Raw genomic sequence first — 13988 nt, forward strand, 5'->3', positions numbered from 1 at the left:
AATTATGAATATGGATGTTGAAAAAGGTAAAACCGCAAAATATCGGAAAGAAAAGAATCCTGTAGCCAAAGAGGTTATGGAGAATCTTAAATATTTTACAAAAACAAAAAAGATACTTATGGATGCTTTGAAAGAAGGGGATAAAACTGTTCCTCAACTTTCCGAAGCGCTTTCTATACCTGCAGATGAGGTGTTGTATCAGTTAATGAGCTTGATTAAATTTGGTTTTGCAGAAACGGGCGATATCGACGATATGGACGAATATTTTTATTACAAAATAAAAGACAATGGCAAGGATAAATCCTAAATTCACAACTGAGTTGCAAAGCTATGGCGCTTTTGATACAAACGCATGTTATAATTGCGGGAATTGTACAGCTGTTTGCTCTTTGTCAGACGAAGACAACTCGTTTCCACGAAAAATGGTGAGATATAGTGTACTTGGTTTGGAAAATGAAATTCAATCTTCTTTAGAGCCTTGGCTGTGCTATTATTGCGGTGATTGCAGTGCAACTTGCCCGCGTGAAGCAGAGCCGGGAGAATTGATGATGTCACTTCGTAGATACCTTACTTCAAGATATGACTGGACAGGTCTTTCAGGAATGCTTTATAAATCACTAAGCACAACCATTATTGCATTTGTTTTGTTAGCTGTAGGAGTGATATGGTTTGCATCAAGCTTAAATTTTGAGCTTGAATCGTTATTGCACTACGGACACTATTTCGAGATGTTGGCAATTGGAGGTGTTTTTCTTTTCATACTGCTACCTAATTTAATTCGGATGTGGAATTTGATAATTCGAAAACCTAAAGTGAAAGTGACATTTATGGATTACTTTAAATCATTTAGCGAACTGATTGTTCATATGTTTACTCAAAAAAGAACATTGGGTTGTGATGATAGTCAGACTCGTTGGGTTCAACACTTAATTCTTGTAATTGGTTATTTATCATTGCTTTTTACAACGGTGTTTTTAGATTGGTTTGCTACTGATAGCAGTTTCGTTCTGATTCTGGGTTATGCCGAAAGTATAGTCATTTTTTCAGTAACATTTATTTTCATGATTGGGCGTGTCAACAAAAAGACGCAAGTGAGTAAAAATTCTCATCCAAGCGACTGGTTTTTTGTGATCTGGTTATTTCTAATGGGATTAAGTGCATTTGCAGTCCGTTTGTTTATCGATTTAGATATTCTGGAAACTAATATTTGGATGTATTTAATTCATTTAACGGTTCTTGTTCAATGGGCCATAATTATTGTGCCTTTCGGAAAATGGACACATTTCTTATATCGTTCGTTTGCCATGTACTTTGAGAAACTAAAAAGTTTTTCGGCGTCCTAAATCAGTATAGATTTAAACAGAAAATTTAGTTGATTGTACTGGTAAAATAAGGTGACCTTGGATCTGCTTTTCATTCATTTTACTTTTACATATAGGGATAGTTAATCTAAAAATTATGCCAATGAATCTTAAGTTCGAGAGAATATTACGACCTCCTGTCAGAAAACTGATTGGAGGTTTTTTTTATGTTATTTGCCGGGTTGTTTTTAGCTGAAAATTGTTAATTTAGAAAATAAAAAACGGTACTTATGAAAAAGAAAACAGAACAACACATTCTTGATGCTATGAGCAAAGACTTGTCCAATTGGCATGGTCCATTTTATTGCAACCGAAAAGATTCACGCTTAATTGTCCCCAAATACAATCCTATGTTGGGGTGGACCTTAAATTTTGCAAATCCTTATACCTATTTGGGTGTAATAGCCATTATTTTAATTATTCTAGGTTCCCAATTGTTCTTATAGTTCTGTGCAATTATCATTTTACTGCAGACCTTTAATATTGTATAATTCGCGATGTTTTTTTGAGTGTTCTAACTTCAATAAAATCTCGTGAAAAGCTTGATGAATCAATGGTCTATACAAAATTTGTTTTATATTTGATTTTCTAAATAAATATTGAATGATACTACCTCGTCACTATTTTACTCTTCTTCTTCTATTTTTGTGTTGTAATTTCGTCACTTTTGCTCAATTTGATGCGAAAAAAGATATTGAGCTTTTGTCGAAAGATGAGATTCATCAAAGGGTAAACGATTTAAGTGACGAGTGTTGGCGGTTGCGGGAAATAAATCCGGATAGTGCAGTCCTTTTTGGTGAAGAGGCATTACAAATTGCCACCAGATATAATTTAAAGAAAGAACTGCCTCGAATTTATGGATTCCTTAGTGTCGTGAAGTTACATTACCAGTACAAAACAAAAGAATCTCTTCCATACTTGCATGCAGCCCTCGAACATAGTCTTAGACAAAAAGATTCTGTGCAATTAGCCTATTCCTATAATAATTTGGGCGATTTGTATTTATTAACTGGAAATATTCCTTTGTCTTTAAAGTTTTCGGAATATTCTCTGGATATATTTACAAAGCTGGGTAATTCGGTAGGTCAATCTTATTCCAATGTAAATGTGGGTTTGGTATATCGTGCAAAAAAGGATTATAAGCTTGCCCTGGACTATTTTAATAGGGCAAAGAAGATTCTTGCTAACGAAAAAAATGAGTTAGGAGTTGGTTCTGTCCTGCTTGAACTGGCACGCACTTATGAGGAAAAAGGTGACATGGATGTTGCCATGGTTTACTACCAGAGAGCCTATAATAAAAGTCAGATATCAATGAATGTGAGATACGCTGCATTTTGTTTAAATGGAATGGCTAATATTTTTTATTTTCAAAAAGAGTATGAAAAGGCATTTGAATTCTACCAAAATTCAGTCAAGCTAAATAAACAACGCAATCACAATTTTGGACTTATTGATGACTACATTGGAATCGCTTTTGTGTATGCTCAACAGAGTAAGCGGGCAGAAGGAGAAGCCTGTCTTCGGGAAAGTCTTGAAATTGCCAAGAGCCTCAATTTGAATGCTAAAATATTAAAAGTCTACAATTCTTATGCGACTTTCTATCAGATTCTAAATGATTTTCAGAAGGCAACGGAGAGTTATAACGCTTTTTTGGCTCAAAATGATTCTATTTTTTCGATTCAGCAATTCGAGATCATTAATGAAATGCAGAACCGATTCTCTATGCGGCAAACATTGTCTGATACAGAAAAGGAGTTGGAATCTCGTAAATTTCAAGAAATGTACATGGTAGTGATTATCATTTTGATGTTGATCATTGTGATAGTGCTTTTTTGGCGTTTTTATTCACATCGTAAAATAAATCGTAAGCTGGCAAGAATTAATAAAACCAAGGATAAATTGTTCTCGGTAATTTCGCACGATTTAAAGAATCCTTTTAATACTTTAATTGGTTTTAGTGAATTATTATTAGGTGAAGTTAGAGAAGGACAGTATGAAAATGTTGTGGAATTTACCAATTATATTCATCAATCATCAACAGAAGGGTTAAAGTTGCTTAATAATCTATTGGATTGGTCTCGTGCTCAAATTGGAGCCATCGCATTTAATCCAAGATCATTAGTCATTAATGATTTATTTGATGAGTTAAACAGCAGTTTTGATTCAGAGTTTAGAAAGTATAAGGTGGAACTCAAATTTCATAATTCCATTGAAGAGGAGTTGAAGGCAGATTCTGATATTCTTCGCACCATTTTAAGAAATTTAATTTCTAATGCCATTAAATATACCAATGAAGGTGGTTTAATTCAATTGGATGCGATAAAAGAGAAATCTTTTGTGAAAATAACAGTGAAAGATGATGGAACTGGGATGCCAAAAGATATTCAGGATCGGCTATTTGATGTGACTAAGACAACAAATAGCATTAGAGGTGTACACGATGAACAAGGAACAGGATTAGGTTTAAGTATTTGTACTGAATTAATCCGTATTCACAATGGCACCATTCGCGTAGAAAGTGAAGTGGGAAATGGAAGTACATTTGAAATAAAGTTTCCTTTTGTGCGATAAAAAGAAAGTATTACTTGTAAGCAAATAATTGCTTTAACAATCCATATGTTTTTTTCTTATAAAAATAATTTATTGCATGATTGTGGAATAAAATTCAGGCGCTTTTCTGTGCTTGGTGGCTTGCTCGTAAGCGTAGGCGTATTGAATCAATTTTTGTTCTGAGAATGCTTCGGCAAAGAAAGAGATTCCCACTGGCAAACTATGAACAAAACCTGCAGGAACCGTAATGTTAGGATATCCTGAAACAGCTGCAGGTTCGCTGCTTCCTCCACCATAATGGTCCCCATTAATTAAATCAATATTCCAGGCAGGGCCATTTGTCGGAGCAATTAGTACATCTACTTTGTTTTTCTTCAGTGTAGCATCAATTCCTTTTTTTCCTGACAGTTCTTTACATTTGGCTAAGGCTTCCAGATATTTTTTTTCAGATAAATCTCCCTTTTTATTGGCCATCTCCATAATTTCCTGATCAAACCATGGCATTTCAAGATGTTTGTATTGCTCATTAAATTTAATAATGTCGTCCAGATTTTTAACAATTGGGAATCTGCATTCATTTAGATATTTATTCAAATTATGTTTGAATTCGTATAGAAGAACTTCAAATTCCTCATTCCCATATTGATGTAGGTTTTCTAATTCAACATAAACAAGAATTGCACCTGCATTTTTTAGGTCTGCAATTGCTTGTTCCATTAATTTGTCGACTGCTGTATGAAATCCAAATAGTTGGCGAACTACACCAATTCTAGCTCCATTTAAGGCATCTTTTGAAAGATTCTTGGCATAATTAAGACCTGTATTGTTTTCGTTCATTGTAATCGGATCCTTATCATCTCTGCCACACATCGCAGTAAGAAGTAGTGCCGCATCTTTAACACTTCTGGCAATAGGACCGGCAGTGTCCTGAGAATGGGCAATAGGTATAATCCCAGATCTGCTGACTAAGCCCACACTTGGTTTAATCCCAACCACACCATTGTGTCCCGAAGGGCAAACAATTGATCCATCAGTTTCGGTACCTAATGCTGCAACACATAAATTTGCAGCTACGGCCACACCAGAACCCGAACTGGAACCACAAGGAGAGCGATCAATTACATATGGATTATGAGTTTGTCCACCGCGGCCACTCCATCCGCTCGACGAACGTGTGCTTCTGAAATTTGCCCACTCGCTTAAATTGGTTTTAGCCAGAATAATTGCTCCTGCATTTCTTAATTGTTGAACAACAAAAGCATCTTTTTCGGCAAAATTACCTTTCATAGCTAATGATCCGGCAGTTGTCATCATTTTATCTGCAGTGTCAAAATTATCTTTTAGCATGATAGGAATGCCATGCAAAGAACCTCTCAGTTTACCAGCCTTCCGTTCCTCATCCAGAGTTCTCGCAATGGCTAAGGCGTCAGGATTTTTTTCTATAACAGCATTAATCGCCGGACCATTTTTATCAATTTTTTCAATTCGGTCAAGATATGATATAATCAATTCCTCCGAATTTAATTCGCCATTTCCCATCATTTCCTGTAATTCAGAAATACTTTTCTCATTAAAAAGGAATGTGTTATAATCTTCTAGGTTTAGTTTTTTTGTTTCCGAAGATGTTTCGTTTTGACAAGAATGCAATCCAAATGCTGTAATTGTACTTGCTCCAAGAGCAGATAAGGAGATAAATTGGCGACGTTTCATAGGTTGAGGCTTAGGTTTGTGCCTTAAATGTATTAAAAAAAGAAATATTTCAGGATTTAATAGGTCGAATTATTCTTTGGTTATTTCCTTATAATATGGATCTGAAAGTGTTATTGTGTAGAGCTTTGAGAACTTTTCTGAGTGTTTAACGTATATGTAGGATGTCAAGCAATTCGTTGAAAAGATAATACGGATGTTGTTTTTTTTTTAACTTGCACCTGTGATTTGTATTAATTCAACCTTAATATTGAACTGCAACGGACAAATAAAACCATGATGAAACAGTATAAAAGTTTAACATTTCCTGCGCTTTTTACAGAAACAGTAGAGAAATTCGGCAACTGTAACGCAATGGCCCTTGTGGGGCAAACTCCTTTTACTTATAACGAGGTATATTCTAATATTCAAGCCTTGATTGTATTTTTTGAAAAATTAGGAGTAAAACCTGGTGATAAAATTGCTCTTTTGAGTACAAATATGCCTAATTGGGGTATGGCCTACTATGCAACCACTTTTATGGGAGCAGTAGTTGTACCTATGCTACCCGATTTTAGTGAATATGAGATTGAAAACATATTGAGGCATTCAGAAGCAAAACTAGTTTTTGTTTCAAAAGGATTGTTGCCAAAAATAAAAAATCTTGATGTTGATACTTTGCATCACAAGCTTGCAATTGAGGATTTCAGTCTGATTTCTTCGAATAAGAATGAAATTAATTTTGATTCTTCACTAACACCTGAGTGCAGGTATGAAGTGAACGAGGAAGATATGGCGGCAATTATTTACACCTCCGGAACTACAGGAAGTTCAAAAGGTGTAATGTTGTCACATAAAAATATTTGCTCTAATGCGATTGCATCAAAAACGATTCATCCTATAGATGAAACGGATCGTTTTCTTTCCATATTACCATTATCTCATACTTATGAGAATACTTTGGGCTATGTGATACCTATGATTGCTGGTGCTTGTATTTATTATTTGGGTAAAGCTCCGGTTCCTTCATTGTTGATTTCTGCATTTAAGGACGTGAAACCAACCATTATGTTTTCGGTTCCTTTGATTATCGAAAAGATTTATAGGAGTAAGATTTTGCCATCAATAAATGGTAAGGCTGTTACCAGATATTTATATAAGATTCCTTTTTTCCGCAAAAAACTAAATGCCATAGCAGGAAAGAAATTGATGGAAACCTTTGGAGGTAAATTAACCTTTTTTGGTATTGGTGGTGCGAAATTGAATTCGCAAGTTGAGCTTTTTTTACGTGAAGCAAAATTTCCATATGCCATTGGTTACGGATTAACCGAAACAGCACCATTAATTGCTGGAAGCGGTCCGGCAATTACTAAATTTAAATCGACAGGCCCTGCTTTAGTCGGAGTTGAGCTGAAAATCAATAATCCTGATCCTATTACTCAAATTGGTGAAGTTTGGGCAAAAGGGGATAATGTAATGATGGGTTATTATAAAGAACCTGAGAAAACCAAAGAGGTGCTTACAGAGGATGGTTGGTTTAAAACCGGAGATCTCGCAAAAATGGATAAGGACAATTACTTATACATTGAAGGTCGTTTAAAAAATATGATCGTAGGAGCAAGTGGTGAAAATATTTATCCGGAAGAAATTGAATCGGTAATCAATAACTTTAAGCATGTAGTCGAATCTGTAGTTATTGAACAGAAAGGCAAATTAGTCGCAATGGTTCATTTTAATTATGAGGAGCTGGAACAGCAATATCATAATGTTAAAAAAGAGATGGGTAATTATGTTGATCTTACAGTCGATGAATTGATGCAGGAGTTACAGGTATATGTGAACTCCCGGGTGAACAAATTTTCACAGGTTCAATTGATCGTGGCTCACGTTGATCCATTTCAGAAAACAGCAACACATAAAATAAAACGATTTTTATACTATTAGAAATACAAAAGGCTGATGAAAATCAGCCTTTTTTTTTGCCTTGTATTTTGTATCGATTCTTCAAGTGACCAACTGTAAATAAGGGAAGTGTCTCCAGTGAATTTTTTTTTCCGGTCGATTTCGGTCAGGGCCTCGAATTCCGGACCAAACCTTTCAAATGCGCTCATAAATCCAAAATATCTATCCGGAATATCCTTTACCATTTTACCAACCAACGAGACGGCCTTTTTCGAGATGATTAATCAAGAAACATTAACTGCACCAACGATATCAGTCACGATATTAGATGCATCACCTGCTACTCCTGTTTCTATATCTTTTAATATTTCACCTAAATCTCTTTGGCTTTTTCTTGTGAGTCTTAAGTAGATATGAACATTTAATTCTCTGTCTTTAAGCATTTTTCTGCTTAGGATATATAAGCCTTCAGAACCCGGTTGATTGGAGTCTAAGAAATATTCATTATCATGACGCTTACTTTAAACGGTTCTAGAGGAATTGTAGTCGCCATTATTTTATCCGCTTCGATTGTGTGATCTGCAATTATTACAAAGTGTAATTGCCCGCTTTTCTTTGGGCGGTAAATTCGAATTCCATCAATTTACAGTCTTACTTTACTCATGATAATAGAAGTTTAGATTAGCATAAATGTAGAGAACATCATATTATGACACATAATAAAATATAGGTGTGGATGTTTTCTTTTATGTTCTGGACTAAACTTGTAAAATATGTTTCTCGACAGATGTGAGACTTATTTCATATTTGTATGTGTCAGATTATCAGGATAGATTGTGGTTGGTGTTATTCGAAGCTCAATAATGATGTGAGGAATGCTTAAAATCTTGAATTAATATTGATACATTTGTTTCGCGATTTGGCAATATCCTATCACTTGATTTGATATTAAAGAGGGAATCCGGTTTGAGTCCGGAACTGTACCCGCAGCTGTAATCTCTATACCAAACTCTGTTGCATGATGTCACTGTATCTTATGGAAGATATGGGAAGGCGCAACAAGAGGGAGAAAGTCAGAAGACCTGCTTAAAAGCAATTTTGTTTAATCGATACTTTCGGGACTAAAAGTTAGATTATGAAGAGAAAGACTATGTTTATGCCTAAGTGGCATATTATGCTTGGTTCGTTAATTCGGAACCAAATTTTAAAATTTAGATCGGTTATAGATGACACTCTGTTCATCTCGTTTATTGATAAAACGAACTGGTTAACTCCAAAACTTTATGAAAGAGCGAAGGCAGAAAAATGCGATTCGCAAAAGTTTAATTTTTGGAGCCTAAGATTACTCCCAAATTAATACAATTTAATAATTCAGCTTGTTGTTTTCAACAGGACCGAATTGTTGTACTCATAACTTAAAGGCAAACTACCGTTTGTATACTTTAAAATCAAGATGAAATGAATCCTAAAAGAGGTAAAGTGAGCATTGTTGGTGCTGGTCCGGGCGATCCTGAATTAATCACACTGAAGTCTATTCGCGCCATTGAAAATGCAGACGTAGTACTATATGATTATTTGGTAAACAAGGAATTGTTAGCCTATTGTAAATCTGATTGTGAAATTATTTACGTTGGGAAAAGGAACAAACAACATACCTATCCACAGGAAGAGATCAATGGAATGCTGATTGAGTTAGGATTAGCAGGAAAGAAGATTGTACGATTGAAAGGTGGAGACCCATTCGTATTTGGTCGTGGCGCGGAAGAGATATTGGGTTTGAAAGAACATGACATTGAGTTTGAAGTGATTCCTGGTATTACGGCAGGATTTGCTGTTCCTGGAGCCGCTGGTATTCCTGTTACATTGAGAAATGTGGCTTCTTCAGTAGCTTTTTTCACAGGACATCAGTGTGATAATCACAAAACAGAAATTCAGTGGGATAAGATTGCTACGGGTATTGATACTCTTGTTTTCTATATGGGGGTTACACAGGCAGCACGAATTGTTCGAAATCTGATGGCAAATGGCAGGAAACCAGAAACACCGGTTGCCATGATTCGTTGGGGAACTTTGCCGGAACAGGAAGTGCTAAAAGGAACTTTAGGAAATATTGTGGCAAAGATGGAGGAGCATGATTTTAAACCACCGGCAATATTTATTGTTGGGGAAGTAGTCGCCTATTCAGAACAATTATCACCACTGATTAATCAAATGGCCGAAACAGAAATTTGATAGCTATGAACAGAAAAGGAATTTTACTGTGTGGGCATGGAACCCGCAAAGAAAGAGGAGCAAGAGCTTTTCAAGAGTTTGCAGAGCGATTTGCGTCTCAAGTTACGGATTATGAGGTTGAATATGGATTTTTGGAGCTGTCTGAACCGGATTTTGAGACGGGTGTGAAGCGATTGCTTGAAAAAGGAGTCTTAGAGATTATTGCTATTCCTGTCTTTTTATTTACAGGAGTGCATATGGAAAGAGATATTCCTTATGCCTTAAATGGCCTTCAGGATAAATATAAGGTGAAGATTCAGTTGGCCAATTACATCGGGACATGTAATGAAATGGTTGAGTACGGAGTGCAGCTCATAAGTGAAACTCTTAAAAATAAGGATTGGAAGATTGATGATACTGCATTTCTGGGACTAGGTATTGGAGCTTCCAAAGCCGAGGCCAATGCCGATTTGGCGAAGATGACCCGTTTGATTCAGGAAAAACAGAATTATCCTTTTGCTGTTAATGCCTACACGAGCAACATGACTTATCCGGCATTGCCTGTGGTATTGGATTGGTTGAAGGTCTTGCCGTTTAAAAATATTGTGATGTTGCCTTTTGTATTTTTTCCTGGAGTTTATATGGATAAAGCAAATGATACGATGGAGGTTTTTGCAAAAGAAAATCCGGATAAGAACATCGCAATTGCACCCTTGTTAGGTGATGTGAATGGATTGTTTGAGGTATTGAATACAAGATTACAAGAAGTGTTAGACGGAAAAGTTGATTTGGTAGCAACTACTGTTTTAACCGGGGTGGAGCCACACAATCATCATGGACACGATCACGGGCATAGTCATGATCACGGACATCATCATCAATAATAGAAGAGGGGAATAAAAGATATGAGCGGAAAAGTGTTTGGTGTAGCGTTAGGACCGGGAGATCCTGAGTTAATAACGGTGAAAGCCTTGAATTGTTTGAAGAAATCGGAGAAGATTTACTATCCGGCAACGCAATCATCAAAAGGAAATCAGGATAGTTTTTCATTGGTGATTTTGAAGCAATTGGATGTAGAGGAGAAGAAATTCATCCCTATTAATGTACCGATGAGTAAAGATCGATCGCATGCGGTGAAGGCTTATGCTGATTTGTTTTTAAAAGTACAGAAAGATGTTGAAGAAGGCAAACAGGTATCAGTTGTGAGTGAAGGTGATATCTCATTTTTCAGCACATTTTCCTATTTGCTTGAAGATTTCAGGAAGAATAGTGTCGATTTTGAGATGATTCCGGGAGTTCCGGCATTTATTTTAGGAGGCTCGGTAGGCAAACTGCCATTGGTCACTCAAAACGACAAGCTTCTGGTTGCTCCCGATTTGGAAAATAAGCCGGAGCTAAAGGCTTTACTTGCTCAAAATCAAACGGTGGTTTTAATGAAAATTTCGAAGGTTCGCGAGTGGATTAAGGAATTCATTGAAGAAAGCAAATTGCAATTTTTTTATGGGGAGTATTTAGGAACCGAGAAGCAATTTACCTGCACTGATATGGACAGCTTGAGGGACAGGCAAATTCCATATTTCGCCATTTTAATTTTTTACGGAAACAAATAATATATCATGCCAAATATACTTGGAAAAATAACCGTTGCAGGCCTCGGACCAGGAAGTCCGGATCTATTTTTAAATCCGGCAATAGATGCAATAAGAGAAGCCGATGTGGTGATAGGATACAAATATTATTTCCAATTCATAGAATCATTTCTAAAAGAAGGAACAGAATGTATGGATACGGGAATGCGTCAGGAGGTGCAGCGTGCCGAAAAAGCTTTTGAATTGGCTGAAACAGGAAAAGATGTTGTTGTAATCAGCTCGGGAGATGCCGGGATTTACGGAATGGCATCGCTTGTTTTCGAAATGGCTGAGAAAACGCAATCGAAAGTAGAGTTAAGAGTTATACCGGGAATTTCTGCTTTTCAGGCGGCAGCAGCAAAATTGGGCGCTCCACTTAGTCACGATTTGGTTATTCTTTCCTTGTCGGATTTATTGACCAGTTATGCTTTGATCGAAAAGCGCATTAAAGCGGCAGTAATGGGCGATTTTGTAACAGCAATTTACAATCCTAAAAGCAAGAAAAGATATTGGCAATTGTATCGCTTACGGGAATTGTTTTTGGAGGAAAGAGAAGAGACAACACCAGTTGCTATTGTGCGTCAGGTGGCTCGTGCCGAGGAACAAATTACTTTGACAAACTTACGCGATTTCGATCCTGAAATGGTAGATATGTTCTCGCTTGTAATTATTGGAAATTCACAAAGCTATATTTCTGGTGATCGATTTATTACACCACGCGGATATTACGACAAAGAAGAGGAAACGGGAAGACCGGGACCATTGATTATGCAGGAAAGCTTCAGAACCATTGCTTCCGAATTAAAAGGAATGGATTTGCCTTTGGAAACAAAATGGATGCTCTTGCATTGCATTCATACATCTGCGGATTTTGAATTGGCTAAGATTTTGAAAGTTCAGAATAATGCAGCTCCGAAATTGAATGAATACCTTCAAAAAGGGGGTGTAATCATTACCGATGTTACCATGGTTCAGTCGGGAATTCGCAAGAAAGCCTGCGAGAGAATGGGAGTAGAGATCAAGTGTTATTTGCACGATCCCCGAACCATGGAATTGTCCGAAAAACATGGCATCACCCGCACTCAGGCTGGAGTTCGTTTAGCAGTTGAAGAGCATCCTGATGCAATGTATGTGTTTGGAAATGCACCAACAGCCTTGATTGAGTTAACTGATTTAATGAGAAGTAAAAACATTCGACCAGCTGGTATAATTGCAGCTCCGGTAGGCTTTGTTAATGTAAAAGAATCAAAACACAGAGTGAAGAGTTTTACAGATTTACCTGCTGTGATTATTGAAGGACGAAAAGGTGGTTCTACATTGGCAGCAACCATCGTGAATGCCATTTTAAGTTTGGAAGATGCTTACGATTTAAAACCTGGAAGAGATGTTTAATTTTTACATCATAGGAATACCGGACCGAATGGAAGTGAGTCTTTCTGATGAGGTGAAGGAAGTGCTGCAAAATCATCATTATTTCTCGGGGGGAAAGCGTCACAGAGATTTGGTAGCTTCTTATTTGCCGGAGAATGCGAAATGGATTGACATAGTTGTTCCATTGGAAGGGACGTTTATGGTTTATGAGCAGATTGATCAACCCATTGTGGTGATAGCTTCCGGAGATCCTCTGTTCTTTGGTATTGGGAATACAATTAAGCGCCGTTTTCCGGATACAAAAATAAAGGTGTACCCTTATTTCAATAGTTTGCAGTTGCTGGCACATGAGTTTCAATTGGCTTATGGCGAAATGACAATTTGCACCCTGACTGGAAGAGATTGGGTGAATTTGGATCAGGAGTTGATTCAGGGTAAAAAGTGCATTGGTGTTCTTACTGATAAGAAAAAAACACCAGCTACTATTGCTGCAAGAATGTTGGAAGCTGGTTTCGATAATTACAAGATGATTGTTGGTTCAAAACTGGGTGGTGATGAGCAGTATTGCACTGAAATTTCATTACAGAATGTTATTGATAAGGACTTTGCTCATCCGAATTGCCTAATTCTAATTCAGCAGAAGGAGATTAAAAGGACATTGGGCATTCACGAGGCTGATTTTCACATTTTGAATGGTAGGCCAAAGATGATTACCAAGCGAAGCATCCGATTGAATTCCATTTCATTTTTAGAATTGAATGATGCAAAACACCTTTGGGATGTAGGATATTGCACGGGGTCGGTTTCTATTGAAGCCAAGCAATTTGCACCACATTTGCAGGTGACTGCTTTCGAGCGAAGAGAAGAATCCAAAGAGCTTTTGAAGTTGAATCAACGAAAGTTTTGTGTACCCGGAATAGAAGGCATTCATGATGATTTTTTCAATATCGACTTATCGACAATTAAGAAGCCCGATCGGATTTTTATTGGCGGGCACGGAGGTAAATTAAACGAAATGATGCAGCGTTTGCATGCGGTTTTGCAAGAGGATGGAATCATCGTTTTTAATGCTGTTAGTGAAGCAACAAAGCAGGATTTTCTGCAGGCAGCAAAAGAACTTCAAATGGAGATTACCGATCAGATGAGTTTGCAACAGGATGATTTTAATCCGATTGTGATTTATCAGGCTAGAAAAAGATGTAACCACGAAGGAGTAGAAAGTAAGGCACGAAGTAGCACAAAGGAATGATTAGTTTGGTGTCGTAAGTTATTAGTTTGT

At 36.8% G+C, this 13988-nt stretch carries 13 protein-coding genes and 1 riboswitch; of the genes, 11 read left to right on the forward strand and 2 right to left on the reverse strand.

Annotation, left to right across the window (positions count from 1 at the left end; all coding sequences use genetic code 11):
- Positions 1–10: 10 nt before the first annotated feature.
- The 4 genes from ALGA_RS17825 to ALGA_RS17840 all read left to right on the forward strand — a co-directional run bounded on the left by ALGA_RS17825 (position 11) and on the right by ALGA_RS17840 (position 3932).
- Positions 11–307, forward strand: coding sequence for a hypothetical protein (locus ALGA_RS17825; RefSeq protein WP_096431502.1), 297 nt, complete (start codon positions 11–13; stop codon positions 305–307).
- Positions 288–1343 (forward strand): 4Fe-4S dicluster domain-containing protein, encoded by a 1056-nt coding sequence (locus tag ALGA_RS17830; RefSeq protein ID WP_096431503.1) that lies wholly within the window; start codon positions 288–290, stop codon positions 1341–1343. The genes ALGA_RS17825 and ALGA_RS17830 overlap by 20 nt, the downstream gene beginning before the upstream one ends.
- Before the next feature lie 248 nt (positions 1344–1591).
- On the forward strand, positions 1592–1807 hold the full coding sequence (locus ALGA_RS17835; RefSeq protein ID WP_197705611.1) for a DUF5808 domain-containing protein: 216 nt from the start codon (positions 1592–1594) through the stop codon (positions 1805–1807).
- Positions 1808–1964: 157 nt separating this feature from the next.
- Positions 1965–3932 carry a tetratricopeptide repeat-containing sensor histidine kinase gene (locus ALGA_RS17840; protein WP_096431504.1) on the forward strand — a complete coding sequence of 656 codons (1968 nt, stop codon included), beginning with the start codon at positions 1965–1967 and terminating at the stop codon, positions 3930–3932.
- Positions 3933–4001: 69 nt separating this feature from the next.
- On the opposite strand, the gene ALGA_RS17845 is transcribed toward ALGA_RS17840, so the two are convergent.
- The gene (locus ALGA_RS17845; RefSeq protein ID WP_096431506.1) at positions 4002–5621 is read right to left on the reverse strand and encodes an amidase; all 1620 of its coding nucleotides are present in this window, start codon (positions 5619–5621) and stop codon (positions 4002–4004) included.
- Between the two features lie 276 nt (positions 5622–5897).
- Between ALGA_RS17845 and ALGA_RS17850 the strand changes: the two genes are divergently transcribed.
- Entirely contained in the window at positions 5898–7541 is a 1644-nt protein-coding gene (locus tag ALGA_RS17850) for an AMP-binding protein (RefSeq protein ID WP_197705612.1), read from the forward strand.
- Between the two features lie 242 nt (positions 7542–7783).
- Here ALGA_RS17850 and ALGA_RS23020 read toward each other — a convergent pair whose 3' ends face one another.
- A complete protein-coding gene (locus ALGA_RS23020) occupies positions 7784–7942 on the reverse strand; it encodes a hypothetical protein (protein WP_153244859.1) in 159 nt (52 codons plus the stop codon).
- 460 nt (positions 7943–8402) lie between these two features.
- A riboswitch (cobalamin riboswitch) is annotated at positions 8403–8603 on the forward strand.
- A gap of 31 nt (positions 8604–8634) precedes the next feature.
- Here ALGA_RS23020 and ALGA_RS17860 point away from each other — a divergent pair.
- From ALGA_RS17860 to cbiE, 6 genes are all read left to right on the forward strand, one after another.
- Complete coding sequence (locus ALGA_RS17860) at positions 8635–8856, forward strand: hypothetical protein (protein ID WP_096431512.1); 222 nt, start codon at positions 8635–8637, stop codon at positions 8854–8856.
- 101 nt (positions 8857–8957) lie between these two features.
- The gene (gene cobA / locus ALGA_RS17865; RefSeq protein WP_096431514.1) at positions 8958–9731 is read left to right on the forward strand and encodes a uroporphyrinogen-III C-methyltransferase; all 774 of its coding nucleotides are present in this window, start codon (positions 8958–8960) and stop codon (positions 9729–9731) included.
- Between the two features lie 5 nt (positions 9732–9736).
- Positions 9737–10594: a sirohydrochlorin chelatase gene (locus ALGA_RS17870; protein WP_096431516.1), complete on the forward strand. Its 858-nt coding sequence runs from the start codon at positions 9737–9739 to the stop codon at positions 10592–10594.
- A gap of 21 nt (positions 10595–10615) precedes the next feature.
- Positions 10616–11320 (forward strand): precorrin-2 C(20)-methyltransferase, encoded by a 705-nt coding sequence (gene cobI / locus ALGA_RS17875; protein WP_096431518.1) that lies wholly within the window; start codon positions 10616–10618, stop codon positions 11318–11320.
- Between the two features lie 6 nt (positions 11321–11326).
- Positions 11327–12730, forward strand: a complete 1404-nt coding sequence (gene cobJ, locus ALGA_RS17880; RefSeq protein ID WP_096431520.1) for a precorrin-3B C(17)-methyltransferase — start codon at positions 11327–11329, stop codon at positions 12728–12730.
- Complete coding sequence (cbiE, locus tag ALGA_RS17885) at positions 12723–13958, forward strand: precorrin-6y C5,15-methyltransferase (decarboxylating) subunit CbiE (protein WP_096431522.1); 1236 nt, start codon at positions 12723–12725, stop codon at positions 13956–13958. Before cobJ ends, cbiE begins: the two co-directional genes overlap by 8 nt.
- Positions 13959–13988 lie beyond the last annotated feature (30 nt).

Source organism: Labilibaculum antarcticum (assembly GCF_002356295.1).
Taxonomy (GTDB): domain Bacteria; phylum Bacteroidota; class Bacteroidia; order Bacteroidales; family Marinifilaceae; genus Labilibaculum; species Labilibaculum antarcticum.

Bases quoted from the DNA above. Each gene is read 5' to 3' on its own strand.
- cbiE (WP_096431522.1), top strand. From the start codon at position 12,723: ATGTTTAATTTTTACATCATAGGAATACCGGACCGAATGGAAGTGAGT.
- ALGA_RS23020 (WP_153244859.1), bottom strand. From the start codon at position 7,942: ATGCTTAAAGACAGAGAATTAAATGTTCATATCTACTTAAGACTCACA.
- cobI (WP_096431518.1), top strand. From the start codon at position 10,616: ATGAGCGGAAAAGTGTTTGGTGTAGCGTTAGGACCGGGAGATCCTGAG.
- ALGA_RS17860 (WP_096431512.1), top strand. From the start codon at position 8,635: ATGAAGAGAAAGACTATGTTTATGCCTAAGTGGCATATTATGCTTGGT.
- ALGA_RS17830 (WP_096431503.1), top strand. From the start codon at position 288: ATGGCAAGGATAAATCCTAAATTCACAACTGAGTTGCAAAGCTATGGC.
- ALGA_RS17850 (WP_197705612.1), top strand. From the start codon at position 5,898: ATGAAACAGTATAAAAGTTTAACATTTCCTGCGCTTTTTACAGAAACA.
- ALGA_RS17845 (WP_096431506.1), bottom strand. From the start codon at position 5,621: ATGAAACGTCGCCAATTTATCTCCTTATCTGCTCTTGGAGCAAGTACA.
- ALGA_RS17870 (WP_096431516.1), top strand. From the start codon at position 9,737: ATGAACAGAAAAGGAATTTTACTGTGTGGGCATGGAACCCGCAAAGAA.
- ALGA_RS17840 (WP_096431504.1), top strand. From the start codon at position 1,965: ATGATACTACCTCGTCACTATTTTACTCTTCTTCTTCTATTTTTGTGT.
- ALGA_RS17835 (WP_197705611.1), top strand. From the start codon at position 1,592: ATGAAAAAGAAAACAGAACAACACATTCTTGATGCTATGAGCAAAGAC.
- ALGA_RS17825 (WP_096431502.1), top strand. From the start codon at position 11: ATGGATGTTGAAAAAGGTAAAACCGCAAAATATCGGAAAGAAAAGAAT.
- cobJ (WP_096431520.1), top strand. From the start codon at position 11,327: ATGCCAAATATACTTGGAAAAATAACCGTTGCAGGCCTCGGACCAGGA.
- cobA (WP_096431514.1), top strand. From the start codon at position 8,958: ATGAATCCTAAAAGAGGTAAAGTGAGCATTGTTGGTGCTGGTCCGGGC.